The organism is Vibrio syngnathi (genome assembly GCF_002119525.1).
Taxonomy (GTDB): domain Bacteria; phylum Pseudomonadota; class Gammaproteobacteria; order Enterobacterales; family Vibrionaceae; genus Vibrio; species Vibrio syngnathi.
This window is the reverse complement of sequence record NZ_CP017917.1, coordinates 332,209-355,951: the sequence shown is the minus strand read 5'-3', so window position 1 is coordinate 355,951 and position 23,743 is coordinate 332,209. Positions and strand designations below refer to the sequence as shown.

22 protein-coding genes are annotated in these 23,743 nt (G+C 43.6%); 10 read left to right on the top strand and 12 right to left on the bottom strand.

Annotated elements, in window-relative coordinates; genetic code table 11:
• Positions 1 to 55: 55 nt before the first annotated feature.
• Positions 56 to 1,069 carry a succinylglutamate desuccinylase/aspartoacylase family protein gene (locus K08M4_RS16480; RefSeq protein ID WP_086050676.1) on the bottom strand — a complete coding sequence of 338 codons (1,014 nt, stop codon included), beginning with the start codon at positions 1,067 to 1,069 and terminating at the stop codon, positions 56 to 58.
• Positions 1,070 to 1,446: 377 nt separating this feature from the next.
• On the opposite strand from K08M4_RS16480, the gene K08M4_RS16475 reads away from it, so the two are divergent.
• The 3 genes from K08M4_RS16475 to K08M4_RS16465 all read left to right on the top strand — a co-directional run bounded on the left by K08M4_RS16475 (position 1,447) and on the right by K08M4_RS16465 (position 4,168).
• Positions 1,447 to 2,436: a porin gene (locus K08M4_RS16475; RefSeq protein WP_086050675.1), complete on the top strand. Its 990-nt coding sequence runs from the start codon at positions 1,447 to 1,449 to the stop codon at positions 2,434 to 2,436.
• 155 nt (positions 2,437 to 2,591) lie between these two features.
• The gene (locus K08M4_RS16470; protein ID WP_086050674.1) at positions 2,592 to 3,482 is read left to right on the top strand and encodes a DMT family transporter; all 891 of its coding nucleotides are present in this window, start codon (positions 2,592 to 2,594) and stop codon (positions 3,480 to 3,482) included.
• A 68-nt stretch (positions 3,483 to 3,550) separates the two neighbouring features.
• Positions 3,551 to 4,168, top strand: coding sequence for a glutaredoxin domain-containing protein (locus K08M4_RS16465; protein ID WP_086050673.1), 618 nt, complete (start codon positions 3,551 to 3,553; stop codon positions 4,166 to 4,168).
• 440 nt (positions 4,169 to 4,608) lie between these two features.
• Here K08M4_RS16465 and K08M4_RS22425 read toward each other — a convergent pair whose 3' ends face one another.
• The 3 genes from K08M4_RS22425 to K08M4_RS16440 all read right to left on the bottom strand — a co-directional run bounded on the left by K08M4_RS22425 (position 4,609) and on the right by K08M4_RS16440 (position 6,648).
• The gene (locus K08M4_RS22425; RefSeq protein ID WP_004731825.1) at positions 4,609 to 4,743 is read right to left on the bottom strand and encodes a hypothetical protein; all 135 of its coding nucleotides are present in this window, start codon (positions 4,741 to 4,743) and stop codon (positions 4,609 to 4,611) included.
• 231 nt (positions 4,744 to 4,974) lie between these two features.
• Positions 4,975 to 5,325: a hypothetical protein gene (locus K08M4_RS16445; protein WP_086050672.1), complete on the bottom strand. Its 351-nt coding sequence runs from the start codon at positions 5,323 to 5,325 to the stop codon at positions 4,975 to 4,977.
• A 117-nt stretch (positions 5,326 to 5,442) separates the two neighbouring features.
• Positions 5,443 to 6,648 (bottom strand): multidrug effflux MFS transporter, encoded by a 1,206-nt coding sequence (locus tag K08M4_RS16440; protein ID WP_086050671.1) that lies wholly within the window; start codon positions 6,646 to 6,648, stop codon positions 5,443 to 5,445.
• Positions 6,649 to 6,756: 108 nt separating this feature from the next.
• Between K08M4_RS16440 and K08M4_RS16435 the strand changes: the two genes are divergently transcribed.
• Both K08M4_RS16435 and K08M4_RS16430 read left to right on the top strand, forming a co-directional pair.
• Positions 6,757 to 7,653 (top strand): LysR family transcriptional regulator, encoded by an 897-nt coding sequence (locus K08M4_RS16435; protein WP_086050670.1) that lies wholly within the window; start codon positions 6,757 to 6,759, stop codon positions 7,651 to 7,653.
• 180 nt (positions 7,654 to 7,833) lie between these two features.
• Positions 7,834 to 9,678 (top strand): putative bifunctional diguanylate cyclase/phosphodiesterase, encoded by a 1,845-nt coding sequence (locus K08M4_RS16430; RefSeq protein ID WP_086050669.1) that lies wholly within the window; start codon positions 7,834 to 7,836, stop codon positions 9,676 to 9,678.
• A 187-nt stretch (positions 9,679 to 9,865) separates the two neighbouring features.
• Here K08M4_RS16430 and shyA read toward each other — a convergent pair whose 3' ends face one another.
• From shyA to K08M4_RS16415, 3 genes are all read right to left on the bottom strand, one after another.
• A complete protein-coding gene (shyA, locus tag K08M4_RS16425; protein WP_086050668.1) occupies positions 9,866 to 11,158 on the bottom strand; it encodes a peptidoglycan DD-endopeptidase ShyA in 1,293 nt (430 codons plus the stop codon).
• 232 nt (positions 11,159 to 11,390) lie between these two features.
• Positions 11,391 to 11,690 carry an isoamylase early set domain-containing protein gene (locus tag K08M4_RS16420; RefSeq protein WP_009845720.1) on the bottom strand — a complete coding sequence of 100 codons (300 nt, stop codon included), beginning with the start codon at positions 11,688 to 11,690 and terminating at the stop codon, positions 11,391 to 11,393.
• A gap of 126 nt (positions 11,691 to 11,816) precedes the next feature.
• Positions 11,817 to 12,470 (bottom strand): hypothetical protein, encoded by a 654-nt coding sequence (locus tag K08M4_RS16415; protein WP_086050667.1) that lies wholly within the window; start codon positions 12,468 to 12,470, stop codon positions 11,817 to 11,819.
• 32 nt (positions 12,471 to 12,502) lie between these two features.
• On the opposite strand from K08M4_RS16415, the gene K08M4_RS16410 reads away from it, so the two are divergent.
• The 4 genes from K08M4_RS16410 (at position 12,503) to K08M4_RS16395 (ending at position 17,705) form a co-directional block, all read left to right on the top strand.
• Entirely contained in the window at positions 12,503 to 12,985 is a 483-nt protein-coding gene (locus K08M4_RS16410) for a GFA family protein (RefSeq protein ID WP_157665756.1), read from the top strand.
• A gap of 150 nt (positions 12,986 to 13,135) precedes the next feature.
• A complete protein-coding gene (locus tag K08M4_RS16405) occupies positions 13,136 to 13,810 on the top strand; it encodes a YoaK family protein (RefSeq protein ID WP_086050665.1) in 675 nt (224 codons plus the stop codon).
• 227 nt (positions 13,811 to 14,037) lie between these two features.
• Entirely contained in the window at positions 14,038 to 15,408 is a 1,371-nt protein-coding gene (locus K08M4_RS16400; RefSeq protein ID WP_086050664.1) for a YjiH family protein, read from the top strand.
• 425 nt (positions 15,409 to 15,833) lie between these two features.
• Positions 15,834 to 17,705 carry a methyl-accepting chemotaxis protein gene (locus K08M4_RS16395; RefSeq protein ID WP_086050663.1) on the top strand — a complete coding sequence of 624 codons (1,872 nt, stop codon included), beginning with the start codon at positions 15,834 to 15,836 and terminating at the stop codon, positions 17,703 to 17,705.
• Positions 17,706 to 17,865: 160 nt separating this feature from the next.
• On the opposite strand, the gene K08M4_RS16390 is transcribed toward K08M4_RS16395, so the two are convergent.
• Both K08M4_RS16390 and ppiC read right to left on the bottom strand, forming a co-directional pair.
• Positions 17,866 to 19,251, bottom strand: coding sequence for an alpha-amylase family glycosyl hydrolase (locus tag K08M4_RS16390; protein WP_086050662.1), 1,386 nt, complete (start codon positions 19,249 to 19,251; stop codon positions 17,866 to 17,868).
• 283 nt (positions 19,252 to 19,534) lie between these two features.
• Positions 19,535 to 19,819: a peptidylprolyl isomerase PpiC gene (gene ppiC / locus K08M4_RS16385; RefSeq protein ID WP_257789284.1), complete on the bottom strand. Its 285-nt coding sequence runs from the start codon at positions 19,817 to 19,819 to the stop codon at positions 19,535 to 19,537.
• A 277-nt stretch (positions 19,820 to 20,096) separates the two neighbouring features.
• Here ppiC and K08M4_RS16380 point away from each other — a divergent pair, with 277 nt between their 5' ends.
• The gene (locus tag K08M4_RS16380; RefSeq protein WP_086050660.1) at positions 20,097 to 21,011 is read left to right on the top strand and encodes a chemotaxis protein; all 915 of its coding nucleotides are present in this window, start codon (positions 20,097 to 20,099) and stop codon (positions 21,009 to 21,011) included.
• Between the two features lie 53 nt (positions 21,012 to 21,064).
• Here K08M4_RS16380 and hutZ read toward each other — a convergent pair whose 3' ends face one another.
• The 3 genes from hutZ to hutW form a co-directional block, all read right to left on the bottom strand.
• On the bottom strand, positions 21,065 to 21,595 hold the full coding sequence (hutZ, locus tag K08M4_RS16375; protein ID WP_086050659.1) for a heme utilization protein HutZ: 531 nt from the start codon (positions 21,593 to 21,595) through the stop codon (positions 21,065 to 21,067).
• A gap of 141 nt (positions 21,596 to 21,736) precedes the next feature.
• Entirely contained in the window at positions 21,737 to 22,258 is a 522-nt protein-coding gene (hutX, locus tag K08M4_RS16370; RefSeq protein ID WP_086050658.1) for a heme utilization cystosolic carrier protein HutX, read from the bottom strand.
• 49 nt (positions 22,259 to 22,307) lie between these two features.
• Positions 22,308 to 23,717, bottom strand: a complete 1,410-nt coding sequence (gene hutW, locus K08M4_RS16365) for a heme anaerobic degradation radical SAM methyltransferase ChuW/HutW (RefSeq protein ID WP_086050657.1) — start codon at positions 23,715 to 23,717, stop codon at positions 22,308 to 22,310.
• Between the last annotated feature and the right edge of the window lie 26 nt (positions 23,718 to 23,743).

The following is a 23,743-nucleotide window of genomic DNA, read 5'->3' as shown; positions in this document are numbered from 1 at the left end:
ACGTTTCAAATGACGATGCGCCAGATTGACAAAGAGACGCCCGCCGAAGAGCATCTCAACTCAATAGTCGACAGACAAGCGCCCCAGGCTCCCTTAATGCATCCACGTTATAGCTAAGTACACGTCCGGCAGACGGCGCATGATAGCGACGACATTCGTTACCAAAAGCGTCATATTGAATCGCCAAAAGATCATCTTGCTCTACGCTTTGTAAAAGCTCGACCTGAGGTAACACAAATCCACCAATATCAGCGCGGATAGACACTACATTATTGCCCTCTATCCAATCTATACTCGGCAGTGGCTTTTTGTCTCTTAAACCTTCAGCATCAAGCATCTCGTAGTAAGAAAGAATATTAAAAACACCATCTACGGCTCGTTGAATCATGTCAGGTTGAGTAAATTTCCCCATCCCTACTTCCACTGTAATGCTCGGAATTCCACTTCGATTCCAGACCGTTTCAAGAATACCCGGATCGCCGGGATCATTAAGAACACAATCGGGCAGCATTAACCTCGCCATCTCCAAGCATTGCTTTACTCGGTAATCAGCAAACACATAAAGTGGATACACCGCACCACGAGTTTGGGTATGTAGATCAACAGCAAATGTCGCGTTGTGTTTGAGTAAGCGATCCCACAGAGATGCGACGAATCGCTCCGCGGCTAAGCCATGCGCATCACCCGGAAAGAGTCGATTAAGGTTGGCAGGGCAAGAGCCCGGATCCGAAGAGATAAAATCGCGGCTGTGGTTAAGCAAGCCAGACAAATTCACAGTTGGTACAACTGTCACCGTGCCTTTTAATGTTTTGCCTACTAAATCTCGGATAATTTGCTGAGCAGCCAACACACCGTTTAGCTCATCACCGTGAATACCGGCAGTGATCATCAACTTCGGGCCTTCTTGACTACCTTTGAAAACAGAGACTGGCATGTTCTTAGGTTGCCCTAACCCATCACTGGTTACTTGGAACCAAAACTGATGCTCTCCAATCGGTAGGTCTTCAACATTCAAAGAGCCAACAACCTGCCTGCCTTGTAAAACATCGCCTAAGTACTCTGTTTTCATCCAACGTCTCCATCTTGTTGAGCAAAATTTATTCTTTTCCATATTTTTGCATCATAGAGGATATCTTAATCAGTACAAACAAGTTAATAAAATGAACAAGATCTAACCTCCCCATAAGTCTCACTAATATCATCATTGCCTCCCCAAGATAGAAGCTTGAAAAAGTAACCACATAAGGACGTACGAGTTGTATAGCCATTCAAAGACCACTCAGTTCCCTGAAATAAAAATGCAATAAAATCAACACTTAAAAAGTTCCCCATTCACGAAAATGTAATTTTATGGAAATGAAAGCTTAATTTAGCTGCTCTAGATTAGTTTCATATCGAAACGGAGAGCGCATTGCTCACGGATTTTAAAATACAAGGTAAGTGATTATGAAAAAGGCAGTTCTAGCTTCTGCAGTGGTAGCGGCACTAGTTTCAGGTTCATCGTTAGCAGCAACAGTTTACAGCTCTGATGGTACAGAACTTAAAATTGGCGGTCGTGCAGAATTCCGTGGTGATTTTATAGGTTCTGGTGGTGCTGAAGTTGAAGGTTCAATGAAAGATAAAACTCGTTTCCGTTTAAACCTTGGTGGTAAAACAGAACTTACAGATACTGCAACGGCATTCGGTTTCTACGAAGCAGAGCAAGACACAGGTTCTGATAAGTTTGAAAACCGTTACATGTACGCAGGTGTTGATTTTGACGGCCAAGCCGTTTCTGTCGGTCGCCAAGATATGGCTTCAGTTATCGTATCTGACTTTACAGATATCACTGAGTTTTCTGGTGTGCAGCAAGCATTCGGTGCAGCTTCTGATAAAGAAGATGGCGTATTTGCATACCGTGGCGGCTTTGATGCCCTGCAACTAGAAGCCACTTACCAAACCAACAGCAAAAAAGACTCTGACGGCTACGGTATTTCTGGTGTCTACTCACTGCCAATAGGCTTAGATCTTGGTCTAGCCTACTCAGGTGAAGACCTAGGCGAAAATAAAGGTAGCGCAGACCAAATCCTTGCCGGCCTAGCGTATTCTCTAGACAACCTGTACTTAGCTGCAACTTATTCAACAGGCGACCTAGATGATAAAGCGACAGGTACCGATGCTAAGTCATTCACTGCTATGGAATTTGCAGCGCAATACAAATTCACCAAGCAAGTATCTGCTGCAGTCGTATATACTTACCAAGAAGATGAAATCAACAGCGGAGCAAAAGTAGACGCTGTCGACGGTATTGAATTAGCTGGTTACTACAAACTAAACAGCAATTTCCGCACATACCTTTCTTACTACGTTAACGGTTTAGACGAAGTTAAAAATGCAAAAGGTATCGTGACAGCTGGTGAAGACACACTTCGCCTAGGTGTCCGCTACGATTTCTAATCTAAATCGACTTTAGATAGAGACTAGAAAGGTTGGGCGGTTGCTCAACCTTTTTTCATATTCAAATATTCTGACCAACTTCATCAATGCTTTTTCTGGTTAAGTGGTGCTAAATCCGTATCATAGGTGAACCACATCAAATAATTAGAAGCATCATGTCACAACACCATCCGATCCAAGGCGCTAGCTGGATGCTAACCGCAGGCCTAGCCTTTGCCGTTATTAATAGCCTAACTCAAGTCGCTAGCATTCATTTCGGACTTACTTCTACCACCGTTGCCGTCATTCAATACGCCATCGCGTTGTTCGCTATTCTTCCTTATCTGAAAACGCTGGGCATTCGCCGCGCGCTAAAAACCGACAACCTAAAGTTGCACGTATTCCGTGTCTTCTTGTCTGTTATTGGTATTCAACTTTGGATATGGGCATTGGCTTACCCAGTACCTATTTGGCAAGGCATTGCCCTTCTCATGACGTCGCCATTGTTTGCAACCATAGGCTCAGGACTTTTCCTCAAAGAAAAAGTTGGGGCTGCTCGCTGGGGCGCGACCTTAGCTGGCTTCGTGGGTGCAATGGTAATTCTAGAGCCGTGGGCAGAAGACTTTAACTGGGCAACACTGTTACCGGTTGGCGCGGCTTTTTTCTGGGCATGCTACTCACTCATGGTGAAAAAACTCTCTTCGCAAGACAGTCCTTCAACCATGGTGGTGTACTTGCTGCTATTAATCACACCATTTAACATCCTGCTTGCCGCGCCAGATTGGCAAACTCCAAGCGGCGGTACAATTTGGGCTATCTTAATTGTTATCGGTGTGATGACGGCACTCGCTCAATGGGCAATTGTAAAAGCCTACTCAGTCGCTGATGCTTCGTTTGTGCAACCGTTTGACCACGCGAAATTACCGCTAAATGTTTTAGCAGGTTGGATTGTGTTTAGTTGGGTTCCACCGGGTCGTTTATGGCTAGGTGCTGCTATTATTATTGCGTCAGTTGCATTTATTACCCATTGGGAAACGAAAAAACCGGCGAAAATAAAGAAAGTTTAGGGTTGGTGAAATAAATAGTTCGCCTGTCCGTTCTATATGGATAAGAGAATTCAAACGAGGCCGTAACCATGAAGAAACCAGTCAAGATTACACTATACCGTTGGGCAGGCAGCTGGGGTCCATTTAAAGTTAACATCCCATGTGGAGAGTGCACCCTTACCAAAGACATTCTTAAAGATACTTTTGAGAATGAGTTATCAGATGTCGATGTCGAACTGGAAGTGAAAGATTGGTTATCTCACTGGTGGGAGCCGCTAAAACTGGGTTCTTGGCATGCTCCTATTCTTGTTGTTGAAGGCAAGGTAGTCAGCCAAGGCGAAGCGCTTAACCGCGGTGTGTTAGTTCAATCCGTGATCAAAGAGTGGACCAAACGCGACAGCCTAAAAGGCAACATCGTTTATGGTAAAGCAACCTGCCCATTCTGCGTTAAGGCCAAGCAAATGCTTGATGAAGCGGGTGTTGAATATCAATACCACGATGTCGTAAAAGACAGCGCCGCTTTGTATCGTATGATTCCAGAGGTAAAAGCGCACATTGGTGAGAAAACACCAGTAACTGTCCCTCAGATCTGGCTTGATGGTAAATACATCGGTGGAGCTGACAACTTAGAAGCGTGGATGAAAGAGAACGGTTTAGATACTATCCCGAATAATGTTGTCGACCTATCCAACCAATCGACAGGCTGAATTCAGTAACAGTCATTAGGGCGTGTTGATCTTTCGAGCTGGTTTTTGCAGCGAGTTGCTGGGTATTTATACAAGGCAGAGGCTTTGATGTGTAGCTAGCCTACATGAGAAGCCGATAACGTAGTAGAAATGACCAGCAAACGCTGCCCGAAGGGTTCGGCTAAAAGCGTTTTACTCTTTGTTGAGGGAGATTTGCTTAGAATGCTAGGCTACTTCTCCCTCGCCGCGATTAAAACGCTTTTATCTCGAACAAAATTCAACCACGAAAGGTCAACACGCCCTAATCAGAAGCTTTATCAGTGTTTTTTGTGTCCATCCACAACAAAACGAGCGATGACCTTCATTAATCGCTAAAACGCAAAAGGCCTTAAACTGAACTAACCCCAATAGTTGGACATTAGTAAGTTTAAGGCCTTTTTAAATTCCGTTTTTGAAAATGCTTATTTCGCCATTTTCTTCATCATTCGCTTAAAGAATGATGCTTTTTTTGGCTTTGGCTTACCATACAATGCTTCGTGCATCATGTTTTTTGCTACCATTTGACCAAGGTATGCGTGGCCTAGTTCGTAATTCATGCTTATCTCCGCACATAATCGATTTTCTTATGCGCGGATTCTACACTTAAAGCGCCCAAAAACAAGATCTAAATCACACTTTCAGTGTAAGCCAACTATTACGTTACAATTAAAATCTTCATTTTAAACATCCATAAAAAAAGCAGCTCAAGAGAGCTGCTTTAAAAATAGTTTTTTAGAAACCTAATTGCTTAGCAACCAACTTACATAGAAAACAAATGGCTTAGAAGCCTAGCTGCGCTTTGGCTGTCTGTAAGTTTTACCCGCAATTTGGTATGTGTCTTTTTGCTTTAATTCAAACATAGTTTCAAAGAACCAAGCTGCAAATTTGATTAAGTCATCGCCTTCATTCATGACATGTTCGATGTACTCTTGCTCTTCGCCTTGTTCATTTTCTTGAAGCGTCACGTGGTAAATGCGCTTTTCACCGTCTACTTCAGCTAGCGCAAATTGACCAGTCAGTGATCCAGCAGCCTCAGCGACTTCTGTATCCTCATTGGATTTCAATAGCTCAAGCGCTTGAGGTAGGCCATCTAGTGCGCAGATAGCTTTTACCAGTACTTCAAATTCATTTTGCTGCATGTTTATTACCTATTAAATGGACGCAGGTATTGTAGAAAACCATCCATACAAATACAACGTATTAACGACTGTCTGCTGAACTATCGCGAGCTAGCTGTTTAACTGTACTTCAGTTGCTTAACTGTATTCAACTTCGGTAGCTGTGGCTTTCTTATTCATTCTCGTTGAAGAACAAAGTACTGTAGCCATGCAAGTACCAATAATCAGATAAAAAACACCGAGCTGTAAGTGAGTCGTCACCCAGTTTTCCACCAAATATCCTCCTAGCAAGCCCGCCAAACACATCTGGATTGAACCTGACAGCGCCGACACGGCGCCCGCTTTCTTCTTATGAGGTTCTAATAACATACTGATCGATAGAGGAAACGATATGCCTTGTGCTATCGCCAACCAAGTAAACGCCCAAACTAAGTTAAATATGGATAACTCATGAGTAAGAAGCCAAGTTCCCGAAGCCAAGATAATCAAAATCGCAAGACTCATCAATTGCGGAGTACTAAACCTACGATTGAGCAAATTCAAAGCCACGCTACCGATCAGTAAGCCAGCCGAAGGGACTATCATCAAAGATCCGTATTCAGCGGCTGTCAGCCCCAACTGTTCTTGCATTAAGAATGGAAACAGCGATAAAGATACCAAACTCGCCATGTAGCTCATCCAGTTATAACTGGCACTGGTCAATACTTGGCGACTCGTCAACAAACGCCCATAGTTCTTGACCACTTGGATGACTTCAAAGCGGCTCTTCCCGTATGGCAAAGTTTCATGAAGAACAAAGTAGCCGAGAGTGAATATCGCCAGTAAATACACAAGAACAAACAGGAACACCGCCTGCCAACCGAGGTGGAATGAGATCCAACCGCCAAACACCGGCGCGATGATCGGCATGATCGAAGCGGTGACCGAAATGTAAGACAACGCTTTGGTCAGTTGAGGGCCATCATAGCTGTCGCGCAGCACACTTCGCCCTAGAACCGAGGCACTACCCGATCCTAGACCTTGCAGCAAGCGGCCAACTTCCAGCGCCGTCATGTTGTCAGAAAACGCAACACAAACGACAGTACCAATCAAATAAACACCCTGACCTAATAAGAAAATAGGTCTTCTTCCAACAGCATCAGACATTGGCCCATAAAATAGCTGAGACAAGCCAAAACCCACAAGAAACAGCGTGACGAGCAGCTGAACATCTACCTGAGTCACACTTAAGTCAGAAGCAATTAGCGGCAATGATGGTAAGTAGATGCTCACCCCCACCTGTCCTGTAGCAATGATCATCATGGCTAAGAGTAGCGGTGTTTTTTTAAAGGTCGATTGGCTCAAAAAATTCCCTATTCGTTTGTTATTTGTTCATCAGATGAGTTTACATTCAAAACCATTAATTGATAATTAGCTAAATCGGAATTTAATTAAGTCCCAACAGGAAATAATATGGATTGGATTCTTAACGTAAAAAGCTATGTAAGAGTGGTAGAAGAAGGCAGTTTCAATGGTGCTGCTCGTAAACTTAACACCACCAGTTCGGCGATCAGCAAAAGAGTGAACTGGCTAGAAGAACGTATCGGCACTCAACTATTAAAGCGAACAACACGCTCGATTAGCCAAACTGAAGCGGGTGCACTCTTTTACCTGCGGGCCAAAGACCAACTCGACAATTGGCAGTCAATTATTGATGAGACTCGCTCGGTTAACCAAACCCCTGGAGGCCTGCTAAAGATAGGTGCGACCATTGCTGTTGGCTCTAAGTTTCTCGTGCAATACATGGACGACTTCTTAGAAAAGTATCCAGACATTAGAGTGCAACTCATTACCACCACACCGGGTCAATTACCTGAGCTAGGCTTGGATCTGGTGATCAGTAGAGAACTGGAACAGCTCAACTCTTTGAGCTTCAAGAAAACCCCCTTGTTTGAACACAAAGCTAGTTTCTATGCGGCACCGAGTTATCTCGCCAAACATGGTTACCCCACTTGCGAACAGGATTTGGAACAACACAATTCCTTGATCTGGGGAGAGCGTCCTATTCGCGAAGTCACCTTAACCAAAGGGCAGCGCATCACTTTGAACGGTAACTTTGCGACCACCAACCCAGAGGCTTTGTTTCATGCTGCGAAGCGAGGAATGGGCGTGCTGTTAACCATCAAAGCGATGATCAAAGAGGATCTTAAACAAGGGACATTAGTTCCAGTATTACCAAATATAACCGCCGACGAAGTGATGGTTTATGCGTACTACCCTAAGCTTGATTATTCACATACACGAACCAAGCTCTTTTTAGACCACCTAAAAGATAGGCTAGACAAAGAGCGAAATAGTCAAATGTTGTGAAACATATCGCACTAAATTTGAAAAATGGTACAACTCGACCAATAATAAACTAGACGCATATCAAAATTATTAATGCAAGTTGCATTGTTAATATTTAAGACAGTGCAGTTATAAGATCGTATACACAAGATCATACACATACAGCTTACACACGATTCTGGTTAGCTACGGATGGTGACTATGACTCAGGATACACGCAACAGCATGATAGACACAGAGCGCATTGGCCGCTTACTTAAATTGGAAGGTATCGACCTTTTAGAGTCTGCCGTGCTTACTTTGCATCAAACCTTCGGTACTCAATACACCAGTATCATTGAGAAAAAGCACTTCCCCGATCAAATGGTTCCTTTGGTGATTGCCCATTCTGACCATGTACTGCATGACAAAATAAACGCACGCCATGGTCACATCTACCAACAAGCCGTCAATCAAAAACATCCAGATTGCTCGTTCGCTCAGTATGTTGTTCAGTCGCTACCAACATCGGCATTTAGGCAGGAAATTACCTCACAGAACTCAATCGCTATCCCAGCTCGCAGTCAGAGTGGTGAAGTCATGGGTGTGTTGTTCTCAACATTTACCTCGCCTCTTAGCCCAGACCAGCAACAAGACGTGATAAAGCACCACCAGTTGTTCGCAGATATCGTCATCCACACCTTGCGTGAGATGTGGTTCAACGACCGTTCTGAGCAACTGGTTAATCAACTCAGCTATGAAGTATCACACGACAGCCTAACTGGGCTATTAAACCGTAGCTGTCTATCAGACACCTTAGAATCGATCACTCAGCAGAGTGTCACTCCCTTCACGCTCGCTCTGCTCGACATCAATTGCTTCAAAGCCATTAATGATATGCACGGCAATTATATTGGCGACAAGGTGCTTCAGTTCGTGGCAGAGATCTTGCGCCGAACCATGCCCGAAAACAACCTGACGTTCCGGACTGCTGGCAATGAGTTCGCATTCATTACCTATCATTCAGACCCAATAGCGGTTTGCGAGCAAATACTGGATAAGGTAAAGCAAGGTTACAGTAGTGTTGATATCAAAATCGATTTTGACGTCAGCATCGGCATTGCCCGTTCAGATGGGGATAATAAAGACGTAGAACAAATCATCTTCAATACCAGCTTGGCACTAAAAGAGTGCCAGCATAATCAAGATACGCACATTCAATGTTACGACACTCATCTAAGGGTTCGTTACCAAAGAAAAGCCGAGTTAATCGCCGCCTTACGAAGTGAACTTGACAGCTCCATTTCAGACAGTCATATACCTAATGACAATGGGATGTATGTGGTTGTGCAACCAATCGTTGATCAATGTGATACACGATGGGGTTATTTCGAGGTGCTCACTCGTTGGAAAACCAAAAGACATGGCGATATCTCACCGGTAGAGTTCATTCAGGTGGCGGAAGAGTCGGGGTTGATAGTGAAACTGGGGGAGCGGATCATCGAACTGGTATGCCGTGCTAAAACAATATTGGAGCGTGGTTTAGGTTACAAAGTTAAGCTTGGAATAAACTGTTCCGCTCATGAGCTTACCGATTCTAAGCGTTATATTTCCTATCTCACTCGAACGATTGAACAGCATCACTTTAAAGCAAACGAGTTTGTCATTGAGCTAACCGAAACCGTGCTGTTATCTCCAACTCAAGAGACAAAGTCAGCACTCGACTTTCTGAGGGGACAGGGGTTCACGATCGCACTAGATGATTTCGGTACTGGTTATTCAAGCTTAAATTACATTCATAGCTACCCTATCGATTGTATTAAAATTGATGCCACCTTTATTAGAAACTTACTGACAAGCTCAACATCTGAGAGTGTTGTGTGGTTGATTGTTCAACTTGCGCATCGACTCAATGTGTCGTTGGTTGCGGAAGGTGTAGAAAAACAAGAACAGTTAGAAAAACTGCACGCAATGGGATGTGACAAAATTCAAGGATATCTCTACTCTCCACCGATGCGACCAGAAGCTATCGTTAGCTACGTCACTCACTCGGAACCTCTAGCCTAAACGTAGTTCAATACCTCAACCTAAAACCAAAAAAACCGCGAGTGTATCACTAAAATTTTAAGTATTTAGTTCTACGCTCACGGCTTTAAAAGGCTGAATTATTACTCGCAACCATCTCGTTAACGGTTACCTTTACGGCATATATTCAGCTATTAACTATTAACTATTAACTATTAACTATTAACTATTAACTATTATTCGATTGTGTTTCTAAAGCTTTCTTTAATAGCTTGTCGGCTTTATCTCTAGCGGCGACAAACGTCGCTTTTTCCTTTTTAGGTACGGAATCGGCCATCGGAATATTCGCTTTCATTGCATTGACAGGACGACCACGTTCGATCAATTCGTAATGCAAGTGCGCCCCCGTAACTCGGCCCGTTTTACCTGATAAGCCAATACGCTGACCACGAGATACCGTTTGTCCTTTACGAACGAGGATCTTACTCAAGTGTAGGTAGCGCGTTTTGTATGTGCTGCCATGCTGAATCACCACGTAGTTGCCAGCATATGGGTGCTTACGAGTCATGATAACTTTACCATCACCCGTTGCTTGAACCGGTGTACCAATTGGCGTCGCGAAATCTGTGCCGTTATGCGGAGAGACTCGACCTGTAACAGGGTGTAAGCGCTTAGGATTAAACTGAGAGCTTTGACGCCAGCCCCTACTCACAGGGTAACGTTGGAAAGCACGTTGTAAGCTATCGCCATTGGCATCGTAATATTGTCCGTCAGTGTGTAGATACGCTGACACAACACGGTTACGGTTCATGATCTTGATCGCTTCGATTTCACGTTTCCCAGTTGCGACGCCATCAACAAATTGCGCTTTTTGAAGCACTTCAAACTGATCGCCAGCGCGTAGGTCTCGGCTGAAATTCAGCTTATCTTTAAGAAGTGTCACAATATGGTCAATCTCAATACTGTTCAGGCCAACTTTGTTCGCTGACATAGAGAAACTGCCGTGAATATCACCCACTAAAGGCTTTTGCTTCCATTCACCCGGAATAGAAATGTCTTCAAATTCGTAGCTGCCGTCATCAAGCAGTCGATAAACTACTTTGTCCGCAATACTAAATTGAAGCTCCATTTTAGAAAGGTTGCCGGTCTCCTCATCACGCCAAAAACGCAATGTATTACCCGGACGAAGCGTGTCTAACGCAAGGAAGTTCAAATCGGTTTCCATCACGCTCATCATCGAGTTATAAGAAAACCCAAGCTGAGTGAAGATGCTACTTAAGTTATCGCCAGATTGAATTTGATATTCAAACGTCGGTGGCTCAATAACGGTAGTAGAAGAAGGTGACAGAATGGACTCAATAACGGTTGAGTCTGGTAAATCAAGATCGATTGTTTTCGTCAGATTCGATTGTGAATATTGCAGAGCAACACCAATCGCAGCAATAAGTGGCAGTCCTAAAATTGCTGCTTTTTTTACAGATGAAAGCTCAGCAAACGGAGAGGAAAATATTTTTGAATACACGGTAAACAGGTCTTTCTACGATATAAAAGCACAGGATATGCTTTTCAAACGTATAAATCATCATTGCATTGTCATAATATGATGTGAATCTACGCGATGTCAGCTAAGTCATTGAGTTGCCGTTAATGAAATAGGCACAATTCAACAATTCAACAGCCCACGAACCAACGATTCAGAAGTTAAAAAGCAGAAACACTGGTTCCTGCTTTTTAACTAATTCATGCTATTTCAACTAAGCGTTAACTGTCGATACCAAGCAATTATCTTCACCAAATTCATTCGGAATATAACGATCAGCATTCGCATCGTTCACCCATTGTTGGTCATCAACTAGATAGCGAAATTGAAACTCGCCATCTTTAGGTAAGCGAGTTTTAAACTTGTAAACCTTCCCTTTGGCCAGTTTTTTCATTGGGGTGGCTTTCCAATCAAGAAAGTCAGCAACGATGGATACAGAGTTCGCTTCTTGAGCTTCTAGCTCGAAGGTCACTTCAACTTCATCTTTCGTCTTAAAAAAACGTTTATTAATCATTCGCAAGCTCCATTTGTAAAAATAAGCAGACACCAAGCATAAGGAGTGTCTAAATTTCATTCATCTAATTAAGATAATATGTAATTTAGCTCACATAAACAACAGATCCTTGCATTAACGAAAACGTTATTGCTTACCAATTGATTGCGTATCAAAAGAAAAGCTCATTAACACCTTTTTAGAAGGGGATTCTGCAAATGATTGTTCCGCAGAATGCTGAGTAAAGCCGATAAAACCTTCCCCAGTGAGTTTATTCTTCGCTTGAAGGTTTTTCTGTTCCATAACATCTAAAGTTTGAATCTGTATACGATCACCCAAGAAAAGCTGATCAACCAACACGACACGGCTCCGATGCTGGTCATGTTTAAACAGGCCAAGATAATAGAAAATGCCACTGCCTTGGTTAGATACCCACATAGGTGCAATAAAGAAACTCGCCTTGCCTAACGTGACGCTTGAAAGGTTATTGGTGTCTACAGTGACCACACCACGCTCAACACCCGAGTCATATCGCCCAAACGCGATTGATCTTGGTCCATCGACTTCATTAATAAAGGCGTACGCATTAGTTTCAGGAACTTTGATTGTCCATGGGTTGGTCGTCTTCAAATCAAAAACGCTTTCAACAACAGGGTCATAACTGACTTGAGAAGAAGGAAACTTCGCCAAGATCTCTTCGTCGCTTAAGCTAAAGCGATAAATACCCGCCAGTATCACCACAACCAGCATGACAATAGGAATCAGTAAAATCAGAGGTATAGGTAAGATTTTCTTTTTCATGAGCAATTATATTCTTTTGTTTTCATCCAGTTGTGCAGACCATAAAGGGCTTTAGTATAATTATCAATACAGGGTTAACCAGAAGTGGAGCATGGATGGATATCAATCATATTAAAGATAGAAATATCAGAAGTTGCGAATGCCGCTGTGGAGCAGTCAATTTAGTCTGCAGAGGCGAGCCTCAGCGCACCTCCGTATGCCATTGTTATGAATGTCAGAAGCGCACCGGAAGTGTGTTCGGGGTTCAGGCTCGATTTCCCATAGAACAAGTGACACTCAACGGAGAGGTCACCTCCTTTTCACGCATCAGTGATACGGGCAGTGAAGTCACCTATCAATTTTGCCCTAAGTGCGGCACCACTATGCTTTTGCAGTCAGTTGCCACCGCCGATTTTTATGTCGTCCCGCTCGGATTATTTAAAGAGCAAGACTTTCCGCTACCAAGCTTTTCAGTCTACGAAGAACGTAAACACGGTTGGGTAAAATTCGATCATCAAATGAGTCATTACAACTAGTTCGTTATTGACCGTTATCTTTATATAGCAACAGTATTAGAACAAACTGCAATACTGTTGCCTAAGATCAAATATCAACGTTCTACAACGCTAGCGTATCTTTTCGCTGGCGTTATAATCTGCTCCTCTTTTTAACCCAGGGTGAACCACATGATTTCTAAGCTACCTCGCTGGGTTGAATACGGCGCCTTACTGTTAGCGGGCCTTGCTGGCAGCGTTAATGCTATTGGTTTACTCGGCTTCCAACATCAAGCTATCTCCCATATTTCAGGCACCATGTCTTTACTTGGCAGTAGCCTTCTCACGCCGACTTCAGCTTCTATGCACCTCCTACTAATCATTATGAGCTTTATGCTAGGTGCTGCGTTCAGCGGGTTCTTTATTGAAAACCAAGCACTGAAATTAGGACGTCGTTACGGCGTTGCTCTGTGTATTGAAGGTGGGCTGCTGTTTCTTGCGCTTTGGGCACTGTTACAAGGTTACACGTCAGGCCAATACTTCGCTTCAGCCGCGTGTGGTTTACAGAACGCGATGATAACAACCTATAGCGGGGCAATCATTCGTACCACACACATGAGCGGGATCATCACCGATCTTGGGATCATGATTGGCGCACGCTTAAAGGGGATGCCTTTTGACCGCCGTAAAGCCAAACTGCTGATGTTCATCGTTGTTGGCTTCCTGTTTGGTGGTTTAAGTGGTGCTTGCCTATTCCAGCGCTTTGAAATTTTGGCACTGGCATTCCCCGCCTCTTTCGCGTTCATTATCGCGTTTAGCTACTGGCTCTACCTGACTTATCGAACTGAAGCCTCAGTAAATTTATAAACGCCTGGCAAAAAAGCTCAGAATATGTAACATCTGCAACACTTTATTTTAAGCTCATAATGTTTTGCAGAATAACCCGCGTGAATATTTAGCGATATTTGATGAATAGTATTGCAAGTGATATTAATACTGGGTAATCTTGCACCCAATGAGAAATACGGATGTTTAGAGAATAAAAATGCCAAGGATGTGGCTTTTTTACATGTAGAAATACGAGAATAATTAACATGTCTAACAACACGAATACTGCTCATCCAGAGAAATCTAAAGGCAGTTTCTGGGTTTTCTTAATCCCATCTCTGATTGGTTTATTCCTTTTCATGGCGCCAATTAGCTACCAAGGTGATCTCACGATCCCTGTCGCTATTCTAGCCAAATCAATTCAAGCGGTTTTCGGTGAGTCTCTAGTTACTATTATCACTGCAATCGTTGCCTTCATGTCTGTAGCTTCCGTTTTAAGCACTCTTTTCAAGCCTAAATTGATTACATCGAACTCATTTTTAAACGGTCTTTTCAATCCAACTCCACTGTGGTTGTTGGTTCGTATTATCGGTGGTGCTGCAGCATTCATGGCTTTCTTCCAAGTCGGCCCTGAATTTATCTGGGAAGAAAACACCGGTGGCCTCGTGCTAGAAGGCCTTCTTCCGACTCTATTTTCAGTATTCATCTTTGCGGGTTTGTTACTGCCACTCCTACTTAACTTTGGTTTGCTAGAACTGTTTGGCACCTTACTAAGTAAAGTGATGCGCCCAATTTTTAACCTACCGGGTCGTAGTGCTATCGATTGTATGGCTTCTTGGTTAGGTGACGGCAGTGTCGGTATCCTACTTACAAGCAAACAGTACGAGCAGAAATTCTACACCCAGCGTGAAGCAGCGGTAGTTGGCACGACTTTCTCTGCAGTATCTATCACGTTCAGCCTTGTTGTGATTGCTCAAGTAGAGCTAGAGCACCTATTCCTACCTTTCTACGCTGCAATCTGCTTAGCAGGTATTGTGGCCGCGGTAATCATCCCTCGCCTTCCGCCATTAAGCATGAAGAAAGATACCTTTATTGATGGCACAAAGCCTCACAACGATGCTGATGCAATCCCAGCAGGTCACTCGACTTTCTCTTGGGGTCTTGAACTCGCGGTAAATAAGGCTTCTCAAGTAAAGTCTGCTAAATCTGTATTGGGTGAAGGCATTCGTAACGCAGTCGACATGGTATTTGGCGTTCTACCTGTTGTAATGGGTCTAGGTACGATGGCATTAGTTATTGCAGAATACACCTCTGTGTTCTCATTCTTAGGTCAGCCTTTCATTCCATTCCTTGAGCTACTTGGTGTACCAGAGGCGGTTGCAGCATCTGAAACCATTGTTGTTGGTTTTGCGGACATGTTCATCCCTGCGATCCTTGCCGCTTCTATCGACAACGAGATGACTCGCTTTGTGATTGCAGCAATGTCGGTAACTCAATTAATCTACATGTCTGAAGTAGGTGCTCTGCTTCTAGGCAGTAAGATTCCAGTGAACATCCTTGAACTGTTTATTATCTTTATTCTGCGTACTTTAATTACCCTGCCAGTTATCGCTGGCGTGGCACACCTAATATTCTAAATTAGATGTAGCAAGTTAAAGAGTTAATTTAATGAAACCTCACTTTTGTGAGGTTTTTTATTCCTGCTATTTATATTCATATTCCCTTCACAATATATTTATTATATTGACTGAGCATATCATTTAATTTCATATCTATTATTTCTCGCCTTTAACCTTAATAGCAAGCAATGCGCATATAAGTCTAATAAACACTCAACGAAACTGAGCGTGACGTTGTTTAGCGAAGCTCTCAAGTCATTGACCCAAATAGCAAAAGTAACAAGTATGTAATTATCTGAATTTTACGTTGTGCGGGTTGTTGTATTTTTGTAGTCTATTTTGTGAAATTACATTCAAGTAAATTTAAATCTTGTCGATATATATAATTACAAAAACACGATTAACTTTAGTCTTCGCAAAGCCTGTGAGAAGGGGAACACTCAATGAAATTTAGCCATAAGGTGGTTGCTGCATCATCAGCCTTGCTGCTAGTGACAGTATCATTGCTTTCAATACAACAACTTTACACCGTAAGAAGTGCTGTAGAAAACCACGTCAATACGAGCCTGAAAGAAATGGTCTCTGGCGTTAAAAACACCGTCGAATCAGAGATGAACGCCAAGAAAGCATTGGCTCAATCAACAACTGAAGTCATCGAGATCAACCCTCAAGATCGCACTTACGTAAAACAAATCCTAGAAAAGCCAAAGCTTAAAAATAGCTTCCTCGCGGTTGGCTTCGGTTATGAAGCAAACGGTTTCGTTATTGAAAATGATGATGGCTGGGAAGCTGGCCCGGATTACGATCCACGAATTCGCCCTTGGTTCATTGATGCTAAGTCCAAAAACAGTTTAGTTGTTACCGACCCTTATGTGGACGTATCAAGCAAGAAAGTCATCATTTCAATTGGTACGCCAGTGCAAGAAAACGGCCGCTTCACTGCGGGTATGTTCTACGACCTAGAACTGACGAACCTTGCGACCTTGGTAAACCAAGTGAACTTGTTTGACGCGGGTTACTTATTCCTAGTCACAGCCGACGGCACAACGATTGCTCACCCTAATGCTGAGAATAATGGCGAAACACTATCAAGCTACCTGCCACAAGCGACCATTCGTGAAGGCTCTCAACAAATTGAAGTCGACGGCAAGAAGTTCTTAGTGAACTTTACTCACATCCCAAGTGAAGATTGGTACATTGGTGCAATACTTGATGAAGAAATTGCATTCCAAACGGTTCAAGATCTGAAAAACAGCTCGATAATCTATTCTTTAATTGCGGTTATTCTCAGCATCATTGCTTTAACCGTCCTTATTCGTGTGTTAATGCGCCCTCTTGAGACGCTTAACCAAGCAATTCAAGATGTTGCGAGTGGACAAGGTGACTTAACTAAACGTCTAGATACCAACACTGATAAAGAGTTCTCTGACCTTGCGAAAGGCTTTAACACCTTTACCGAAAACCTGCAAAATCAGATCATTCAATCGAAAGCAATTGGTGTAGAAATTAAGCGTGGTACTGAAATTACGGTTCAAGGCGCAGGCGAATCAGCAAACGCGATGAATACCCAGCTGCAAGAGCTAGAACAGCTTGCAACCGCAATGAACGAAATGGCAGTGACTGCAACAGAAGTAGCAAACAACGCTCAAGGCGCGGCAGCAGCAGCTCGTGAAGCTGACGAAGCAACGCTAGACGGTACTTCAGTTGTAAGTGACACCACACAAGCCATTGATAACCTCTCAGCTCGTATCGACCAAGCGGTTGCAGAAGTACAAGTACTTGAATCAGCAACAGCAAATATCGAGACGATTCTTAAAGTAATCAACGATATCGCAGACCAAACCAACCTACTGGCATTGAACGCAGCGATTGAAGCGGCACGTGCCGGCGAATCAGGTCGTGGTTTCGCCGTCGTAGCTGACGAAGTTCGTACTCTGGCGCAACGTACTCAAGAATCGACCACTGAAATCCGCAACATGATTGAGCAACTCCAAGCGGGTGCAAGCTCTGTATCTAACGCGATGAATCAAAGTAAAGACACAGCGACTGACGCCGTTGAGCGCGCTCAGCAAGCAAACTCTTCACTTGACCGCATTCGCGACGCGATTCAGCGTATCTCTGATATGAATATTCAGATTGCTTCAGCAGCAGAAGAGCAGAGCTTGGTAGCGGAAGAAATCAACAACAACACGGTTAAGATCAAAGACCTTTCAACACAGGTATCGAACGCAGCTCAAGACGCAAACACTGCAATGCAAGTTCAAACTGACAATGTTCGCCAACAAGACGAGCTATTGAACAAGTTTACGGTTTAACCGCCTTACCGTTTAACTAACACCCGATTTAGTAAACAATAAACAGCTTTAAATAAAAAACCCCGCTTACTGGCAATCAGTAAGCGGGGTTTTCTTTTCAACATTCGCTTTTCAAGATTTTCTTTGCAAAATGTGCTTTCTAACTCGTAATAGGCCCGAGCTAGTTGGTCGTCAGCATCCTGCACTGGTTGGATTCCACCTTAATAGTTAAGTCCTTACCAACACATTCGAACACTTCACCAGACAACAGATCCGTCACAGCGCCAGTCCAATTTAATGAGGCCGTCTTGCCTCGTTTCGATTTGTTAATCACCACAATGCCTTTGTCGCCGCGTACAAACACCAACAAGTCATCATTGGCTTCAACCACCCGCATCGCTTCACCATGAACATGGTTATGGAATTGAATCATGTTTTTCATGTAAGGCGCTTGCCAGTCGTTAAGCCAACGAGGTTGGCCGCTCTTGTCCAGAATACCGCTGGTGCTGAGTTCACTGTAAACAAGCGGCACACCGCCATCTCGTCCAAGAATAAAGGCATGAGCCAATCGCTCGTCGACTTCATCCATCACATGTTCCAAAAACACCTCATTGTTTGGGATATCATGAGTGACAGCAAAAGTGATCGCTCGCATGTTCGACAGAGCTTGACCAAAACAGTAAGGGTTGATCAGAGACTTAAAGCTGCCCTGCTCTTCAAAAGCTTTGAAGATGGTATTGAATAAAGGGAAATCGTAAGCCCCTAAGCGAGTGTGTTTAAGGTAAGGCTTAAGGAACAGTTCGTACTCTTCTTTGGTCGCACCACCGTCAGTAATGATCTCGCCAAAGATATGCATTTCTTCGCAAATATCATCAGTCCAAACCTTACGTAGATGTGACAGTGTCATGTGTTTCGCTGCATCGATGCGAAACCCTTTCACACCAATCGCTTTCAAGGCTTTTAGGTAAGCTCGCTGCTGCGCGACCACATTATCGTTGTCTAATAGCGTTGGCAGGCCTGGGTCGCTTGCTCCACCAGTAATACGTCCATTCTGCACTTCCCAAGTGTCTTTCCAGTTTTTGATACCAAACGCTTCGACAAAGTCGTTCTCATCAAACAAAGGTTTAGAAAGATCACCAAACAAACGTATGGATTCGTAATACTCCGAATCTTGTTGGTAAGACGCCATGTCTTTTTGATTTGGATACGTTAAATCGCCGCGAATACTCGATTCGTTGGCCATGTGGTTAAACACAACGTCAACATAGGTACGAAGCCCATGCTGCTTTAACGTGTTCACCATTGCAGTAAAGTCTTGCGTATCACCAAGCTGATTATCAATTACACGATAATCTTGGGGTTGATAGCGCTGCCACCATTGGGTACCTGAATCTCGATCACAGCCTTTAGGCCCGCGTAATGACTTCATTGCCGGTGATACTAAAACCGATTTATAACCCAACTCTCGGATGAGTGGGGCGTTCTTCATTACGTCAGCGTAGCACCAGTCAAAAGCATGCAATATCACATCTGTCGCTGGGGTGCTTAACATAGCTGAACTCTCCATGTTGTTCTCCTACCAAACTCGTTTACAGCTTTCTAGATAAATACAAAGGCTAAAAGGCAAAGCTGCATAAATTTCCTTAAGAAAGGTATTTATTATATGAGTTACTCATTAAAACCCCTCCTCCTCCCACCGATTAGTCAAGGTGGATAGTTAAGGGCGTAGCGCCTATTATCGCATAGCGTCAGGGATGAACACTCAGCCATAATGTTTTTAAATGCGCCCTAGAATGACAAAAAAGGAGCGTATCTACGCTCCTTTTATTCAAACTAACACATATCAGTAACTAAGTTCGATAAAGAACCTTCACTACGTGCCAGCCAAATTTTGTTTTTACCAGATGTGGTACAAGCGTCTCGCCAGTGAAACAAATTTTATCAAACTGAGGCACCATTTGGCCTTTTTTGAACTCGCCTAGGTCGCCGCCCTTTTTACCAGATGGGCAGGTTGAGTGCTTCTTCGCTAGCGTTTGAAATTTAGCGCCCTTTTTAAGCTGCGTCATGATGTCTTCTGCTAATTCTTTATGCTTCACCAAAATATGAAGCGCTGCTGCTGTTCTTGCCATGATCATTCTCAGTTTATTGCTGTCAGTTTACTTGCGATGATTACTTAGAATTCGTCAACATACTGACTGTTGTAATTTTGCTTACGGCTAACGACTCGTCGACAAAAGTCCATCGAACGCCAGCGTTTAGCGTGATTTTAACCCAAGAACCGTCATTCTTCACTCTATAACCGAAAGCAACCCCCTTAAAGGTCTTTAAAAACCGCATAGTGACTTGCCGCGGATGCCATTTCCCTTTAAATTAATCCTTATAGATTAAGCGCGTATTAAGTAGGAGCCACTTATGGCAAAACCGATAAGTAAAGCGAGTCAGTCACAGGGAATGCTGATGTTCAAGTTATCCCTCACTCAAAGTTTTGCGATAGGCACGCTTAAGGTCAGAGAAATCGTTCCTTTTCAGCCAATGACCCAAATCCCCTACTCTCATCATCATGTGATTGGTACCGTCACTATTCGCGATCTTACCGTTCCAGTGATTGATATGTCTGCAGCTATCGGATTTCGACCGATCTCTCCAGCTGAATACCCAGACTGTGTGCTCATCGTGACAGATTGCTTAAGAACCGTAGTGGCATTCTTAGTTCGTTCGATTGATAAAATCATTGAATGCGACTGGAAGAGTATTGAGTCGCCACCCGCGAGTGTAGGAACCAATGTGTTTGTTACCGGCATTACACGTTTTGAAGATCGTATCGTGCAGATGCTCGACGTAGAGTTATTACTTTCTAAGATTTATCCGGCTTATGAAAACGCACATATTCCAATGCTGACCGATGTCGAAAGAGAACGCCTAAAAGCGTTGAACATTCTATTGGTTGATGACTCTTTGATTGCGCGTAAACAGCTGTCTGATGCCTTAGACAGCATAAACATCCCTTATAGCATCTGTAACAACGGTTTAGATGCCATCGACCTGATGCGCCGTGAAGCAAGCAAAGGTACTGCGATTGATCTTCTAGTGAGTGATATCGAGATGCCCGGACTCGACGGTTATGAACTTGCATTTGAAGTACAAAACGACAACGCACTCAGTCATGCCTACTGTATTTTACATACTTCACTATCCAGTGAGATCTGTGTTGACCGAGCCAATCAGGTGGGAGCACATGAAGCGCTAGAGAAATTCAATGCGGGTGAGCTGATCGAAGCCATGCTACGCGGAGCGAAAGTCTTAAACGACGCCGCTATGACGGCTTAGAGACAAAAAGGCCCTCATATTTGAGGGCTCCTAAAGTAATCGGTTAAACGAGCTTACTCATTAGACACTTTTTTGTGACCATCTTGTAGGTGCACGAAATCCACTAGATCGTCACCAGAGACTTGGTAAGCCTGACCGAATCCTTTCACGAATAGGCCTTTCTCTGCTTTAAGCTTGAACAAAGAAAAATCTTGAAGTTGGCTTAAACCATCGATGATTTCGCCAAAGCGTTCCTGCATTTGGCTGATCACTTGAGTCCAAAGCTCCGTTTCACGCTCGACAACACTTGCTTGAGCATCAAAGGTTAGACGCTTACGTGCGTAAAGCTGCTTAGAGCTCTCCTCGTCTTCAATCATCATCAAAGAGACTTGAGGGTTCGCTTTCAAGTTACGAGCATGACGAGCAACATCGGAAATTAGAACAAAGTAACCTTCTTGGTTCTGTACGAACGGAGCGTAACTTACGTTCGGGCGACCGTCTTGATCAACCGTTGCAAGTTGAAGGGTACGGCGCTCTTGGCGAAACTCTTTAATTTCTGGACCAAGGCGACCTTGTAGACGTTCTTGTTTTACTTGCTGTTCCATCGATAATTCCTTTCTTCACTTTCTCTTATTTATTATTTTTGCCCGAGGTTGAGCGTTCATTAGTAAACTAAGTGGACCTCGAGCATTCGTATTTTCTTTTAGCTAGCTGGCTATCTTATTTAAGCTTGATGTTGACTGTACTTAAGCTCGTTCTTTTAGTGCTTTAAAGCGTTCAACTTGGTCGGCAATCAGCTCTCGCTTTTCATTGCGGCCTAGATAGATCTTAAAAATGTTCTCGCCCGTTTCACTGAAGAAACCGAAGTAATGACTTTCACGACCCATAAACGTCTTGCTCACCAAACCAATGTGTTTGATGTTGTCGAGTTTTAGGTGGCCATGCAGCTCGCCTTCTTTACCCATTAGGTTGTAGTAACCACGTGCGACTTTACCTTTAGGGAACGGCGCTTTTACTTCGAAGATTGAGCCAAATGAACGCATGATTGTGGTCACGGGGCCCCAACCAACCAAACCTTCTAGAATCTCTTGAGCACGGCCGCCGTCTAACATCACCGCCATGTCTCCAGGAAAAGCCGCGACCACTTCAACCTCTGAAACACTTAACTTTTCCGCAATAGCTGTAGGAAGTAGTTTTGGTTCTTCTTCTAGAATGCGTGCGACACGTTGTTCTAGAGTTTTTGTCATTGCTAATGTTGTATCTGTCATTGAATAAGTTTCCGTATAAACAAGTAAGTTATGAATTAAAAATTCGAGACTAAGCGTGCTTCAAAGTTGCATGCGGGTGAGCACCCAAGCCTGAGGCAGTTGGTGCTGGGTGCAAGGTCTGATATTCAGTGTTAAGCACTTGAATTACGCTTTGGGCAAGGCTTACCGCCCAGAAACTGCCAGCTATAGTCAGGCTCAGGTAATCTTCCGAAAGATCAACTAGGCCATTCTTTTCCCAATGTGAAAACAGAGGCTTCAGGTAGTCAAACGTGTCTTGGCCCATAAAGCTCGGTAACGTACTTCTTCTTACAACACCAGAATCAAAACCGGCTTTCAATGAAGAGAAGGTTGGCTCTAGTGAGCTCTGCTTGGTCATCATGGCTATTGGCAATTGACCTTGCTTTATAGACTCCATGTAGCTGTCTAAAGTTCGATGTTGCATCACACCATGACCGCCAATATTGCCACCAGCGCCACAACCAATGGGTAGAACTTCGGCATAAGTTTTCGCTAAGCTGTTGTAAATGCTGCGTTCGCGGTTATCACGAGTCCAGTGATTCACGCTCAGTTGCTTAACCTTGTGCTTTGCCATGAACTCCACGCCCGCCAAGTACATACTCGCCTTATCTGGCGTATTAGCCGGTGTTGGGATTTTTCCTTTCTCAACAAGATTAAGCATAGGCGCGTTGCCCGAAACAATCAGTTGGTAGAGGTCAATACCGTGTGCGCCAGTCGACATGTAGTCTTCTAAATCTTGTTGAAATACTTCCATAGACTGGTGTGGCAACCCGTATAGCAAATCAAGAACGATAGGCGCTTGTTCAGTGCGACTCAGTGAACTGATGCGTTCCAATACCACTTCTCGGTCATCCAAGCGCTTAGCACTGCGTCGAACTTGAGTATTGAAACTTTGAATACCGAATGAGAAACGATTGAAGCCACCTTCCAGAGAACGATCAAACATCTCGTCACCAAATCGATTAATACGACCTTCTAAGGTCATTTCAACATCGTTGGCTAGTGGGAAGTGTTGGCGAATAGCCTTGCCTAACTGCTCGACTTGTTGAGGGGACAAATCAGTGGGTGTTCCGCCACCAATATAGACGGCGTGAAATAATCCAGACTGAGCCCAAGGGGTTTTAGCTTTTTGCTTTAGCTCAACCATCAGTGCATCAAAATACTCATCCACTAATTTACGGCTTGCAGCATTTTGGAAGAAATTACAGAACGTACAACGCACGCGACAAAAAGGAATATGGATATACAAACAACGTTTATCCTGTTTCTTTCCTTCGCTCAGCATCAATTCATCAAAGATTTCCAATTTCTTGCTCGGGTCGACCGGGATTGAGCTTCCCTCAGCATGTGCAGATTGCTTTTTGGCAAATGCAAAACGAAGTGGGTCAGGGCTAGAAACGCCCAGAATTGATTCGTCAAACTTATGTATATCAACGCTCATATAATCTCTCTAAACACTTATATAGC

Coding starts and splice junctions, on each gene's coding strand:
- K08M4_RS16430 (WP_086050669.1), top strand. CDS start 7,834: ATGACTCAGGATACACGCAACAGCATGATAGACACAGAGCGCATTGGC.
- K08M4_RS22425 (WP_004731825.1), bottom strand. CDS start 4,743: ATGAATTACGAACTAGGCCACGCATACCTTGGTCAAATGGTAGCAAAA.
- K08M4_RS16435 (WP_086050670.1), top strand. CDS start 6,757: ATGGATTGGATTCTTAACGTAAAAAGCTATGTAAGAGTGGTAGAAGAA.
- K08M4_RS16465 (WP_086050673.1), top strand. CDS start 3,551: ATGAAGAAACCAGTCAAGATTACACTATACCGTTGGGCAGGCAGCTGG.
- K08M4_RS16405 (WP_086050665.1), top strand. CDS start 13,136: ATGATTTCTAAGCTACCTCGCTGGGTTGAATACGGCGCCTTACTGTTA.
- K08M4_RS16470 (WP_086050674.1), top strand. CDS start 2,592: ATGTCACAACACCATCCGATCCAAGGCGCTAGCTGGATGCTAACCGCA.
- K08M4_RS16390 (WP_086050662.1), bottom strand. CDS start 19,251: ATGGAGAGTTCAGCTATGTTAAGCACCCCAGCGACAGATGTGATATTG.
- ppiC (WP_257789284.1), bottom strand. CDS start 19,819: ATGATCATGGCAAGAACAGCAGCAGCGCTTCATATTTTGGTGAAGCAT.
- hutX (WP_086050658.1), bottom strand. CDS start 22,258: ATGACAGATACAACATTAGCAATGACAAAAACTCTAGAACAACGTGTC.
- K08M4_RS16395 (WP_086050663.1), top strand. CDS start 15,834: ATGAAATTTAGCCATAAGGTGGTTGCTGCATCATCAGCCTTGCTGCTA.
- K08M4_RS16415 (WP_086050667.1), bottom strand. CDS start 12,470: ATGAAAAAGAAAATCTTACCTATACCTCTGATTTTACTGATTCCTATT.
- hutW (WP_086050657.1), bottom strand. CDS start 23,717: ATGAGCGTTGATATACATAAGTTTGACGAATCAATTCTGGGCGTTTCT.
- K08M4_RS16480 (WP_086050676.1), bottom strand. CDS start 1,069: ATGAAAACAGAGTACTTAGGCGATGTTTTACAAGGCAGGCAGGTTGTT.
- K08M4_RS16445 (WP_086050672.1), bottom strand. CDS start 5,325: ATGCAGCAAAATGAATTTGAAGTACTGGTAAAAGCTATCTGCGCACTA.
- K08M4_RS16475 (WP_086050675.1), top strand. CDS start 1,447: ATGAAAAAGGCAGTTCTAGCTTCTGCAGTGGTAGCGGCACTAGTTTCA.
- K08M4_RS16400 (WP_086050664.1), top strand. CDS start 14,038: ATGTCTAACAACACGAATACTGCTCATCCAGAGAAATCTAAAGGCAGT.
- K08M4_RS16380 (WP_086050660.1), top strand. CDS start 20,097: ATGGCAAAACCGATAAGTAAAGCGAGTCAGTCACAGGGAATGCTGATG.
- K08M4_RS16420 (WP_009845720.1), bottom strand. CDS start 11,690: ATGATTAATAAACGTTTTTTTAAGACGAAAGATGAAGTTGAAGTGACC.
- hutZ (WP_086050659.1), bottom strand. CDS start 21,595: ATGGAACAGCAAGTAAAACAAGAACGTCTACAAGGTCGCCTTGGTCCA.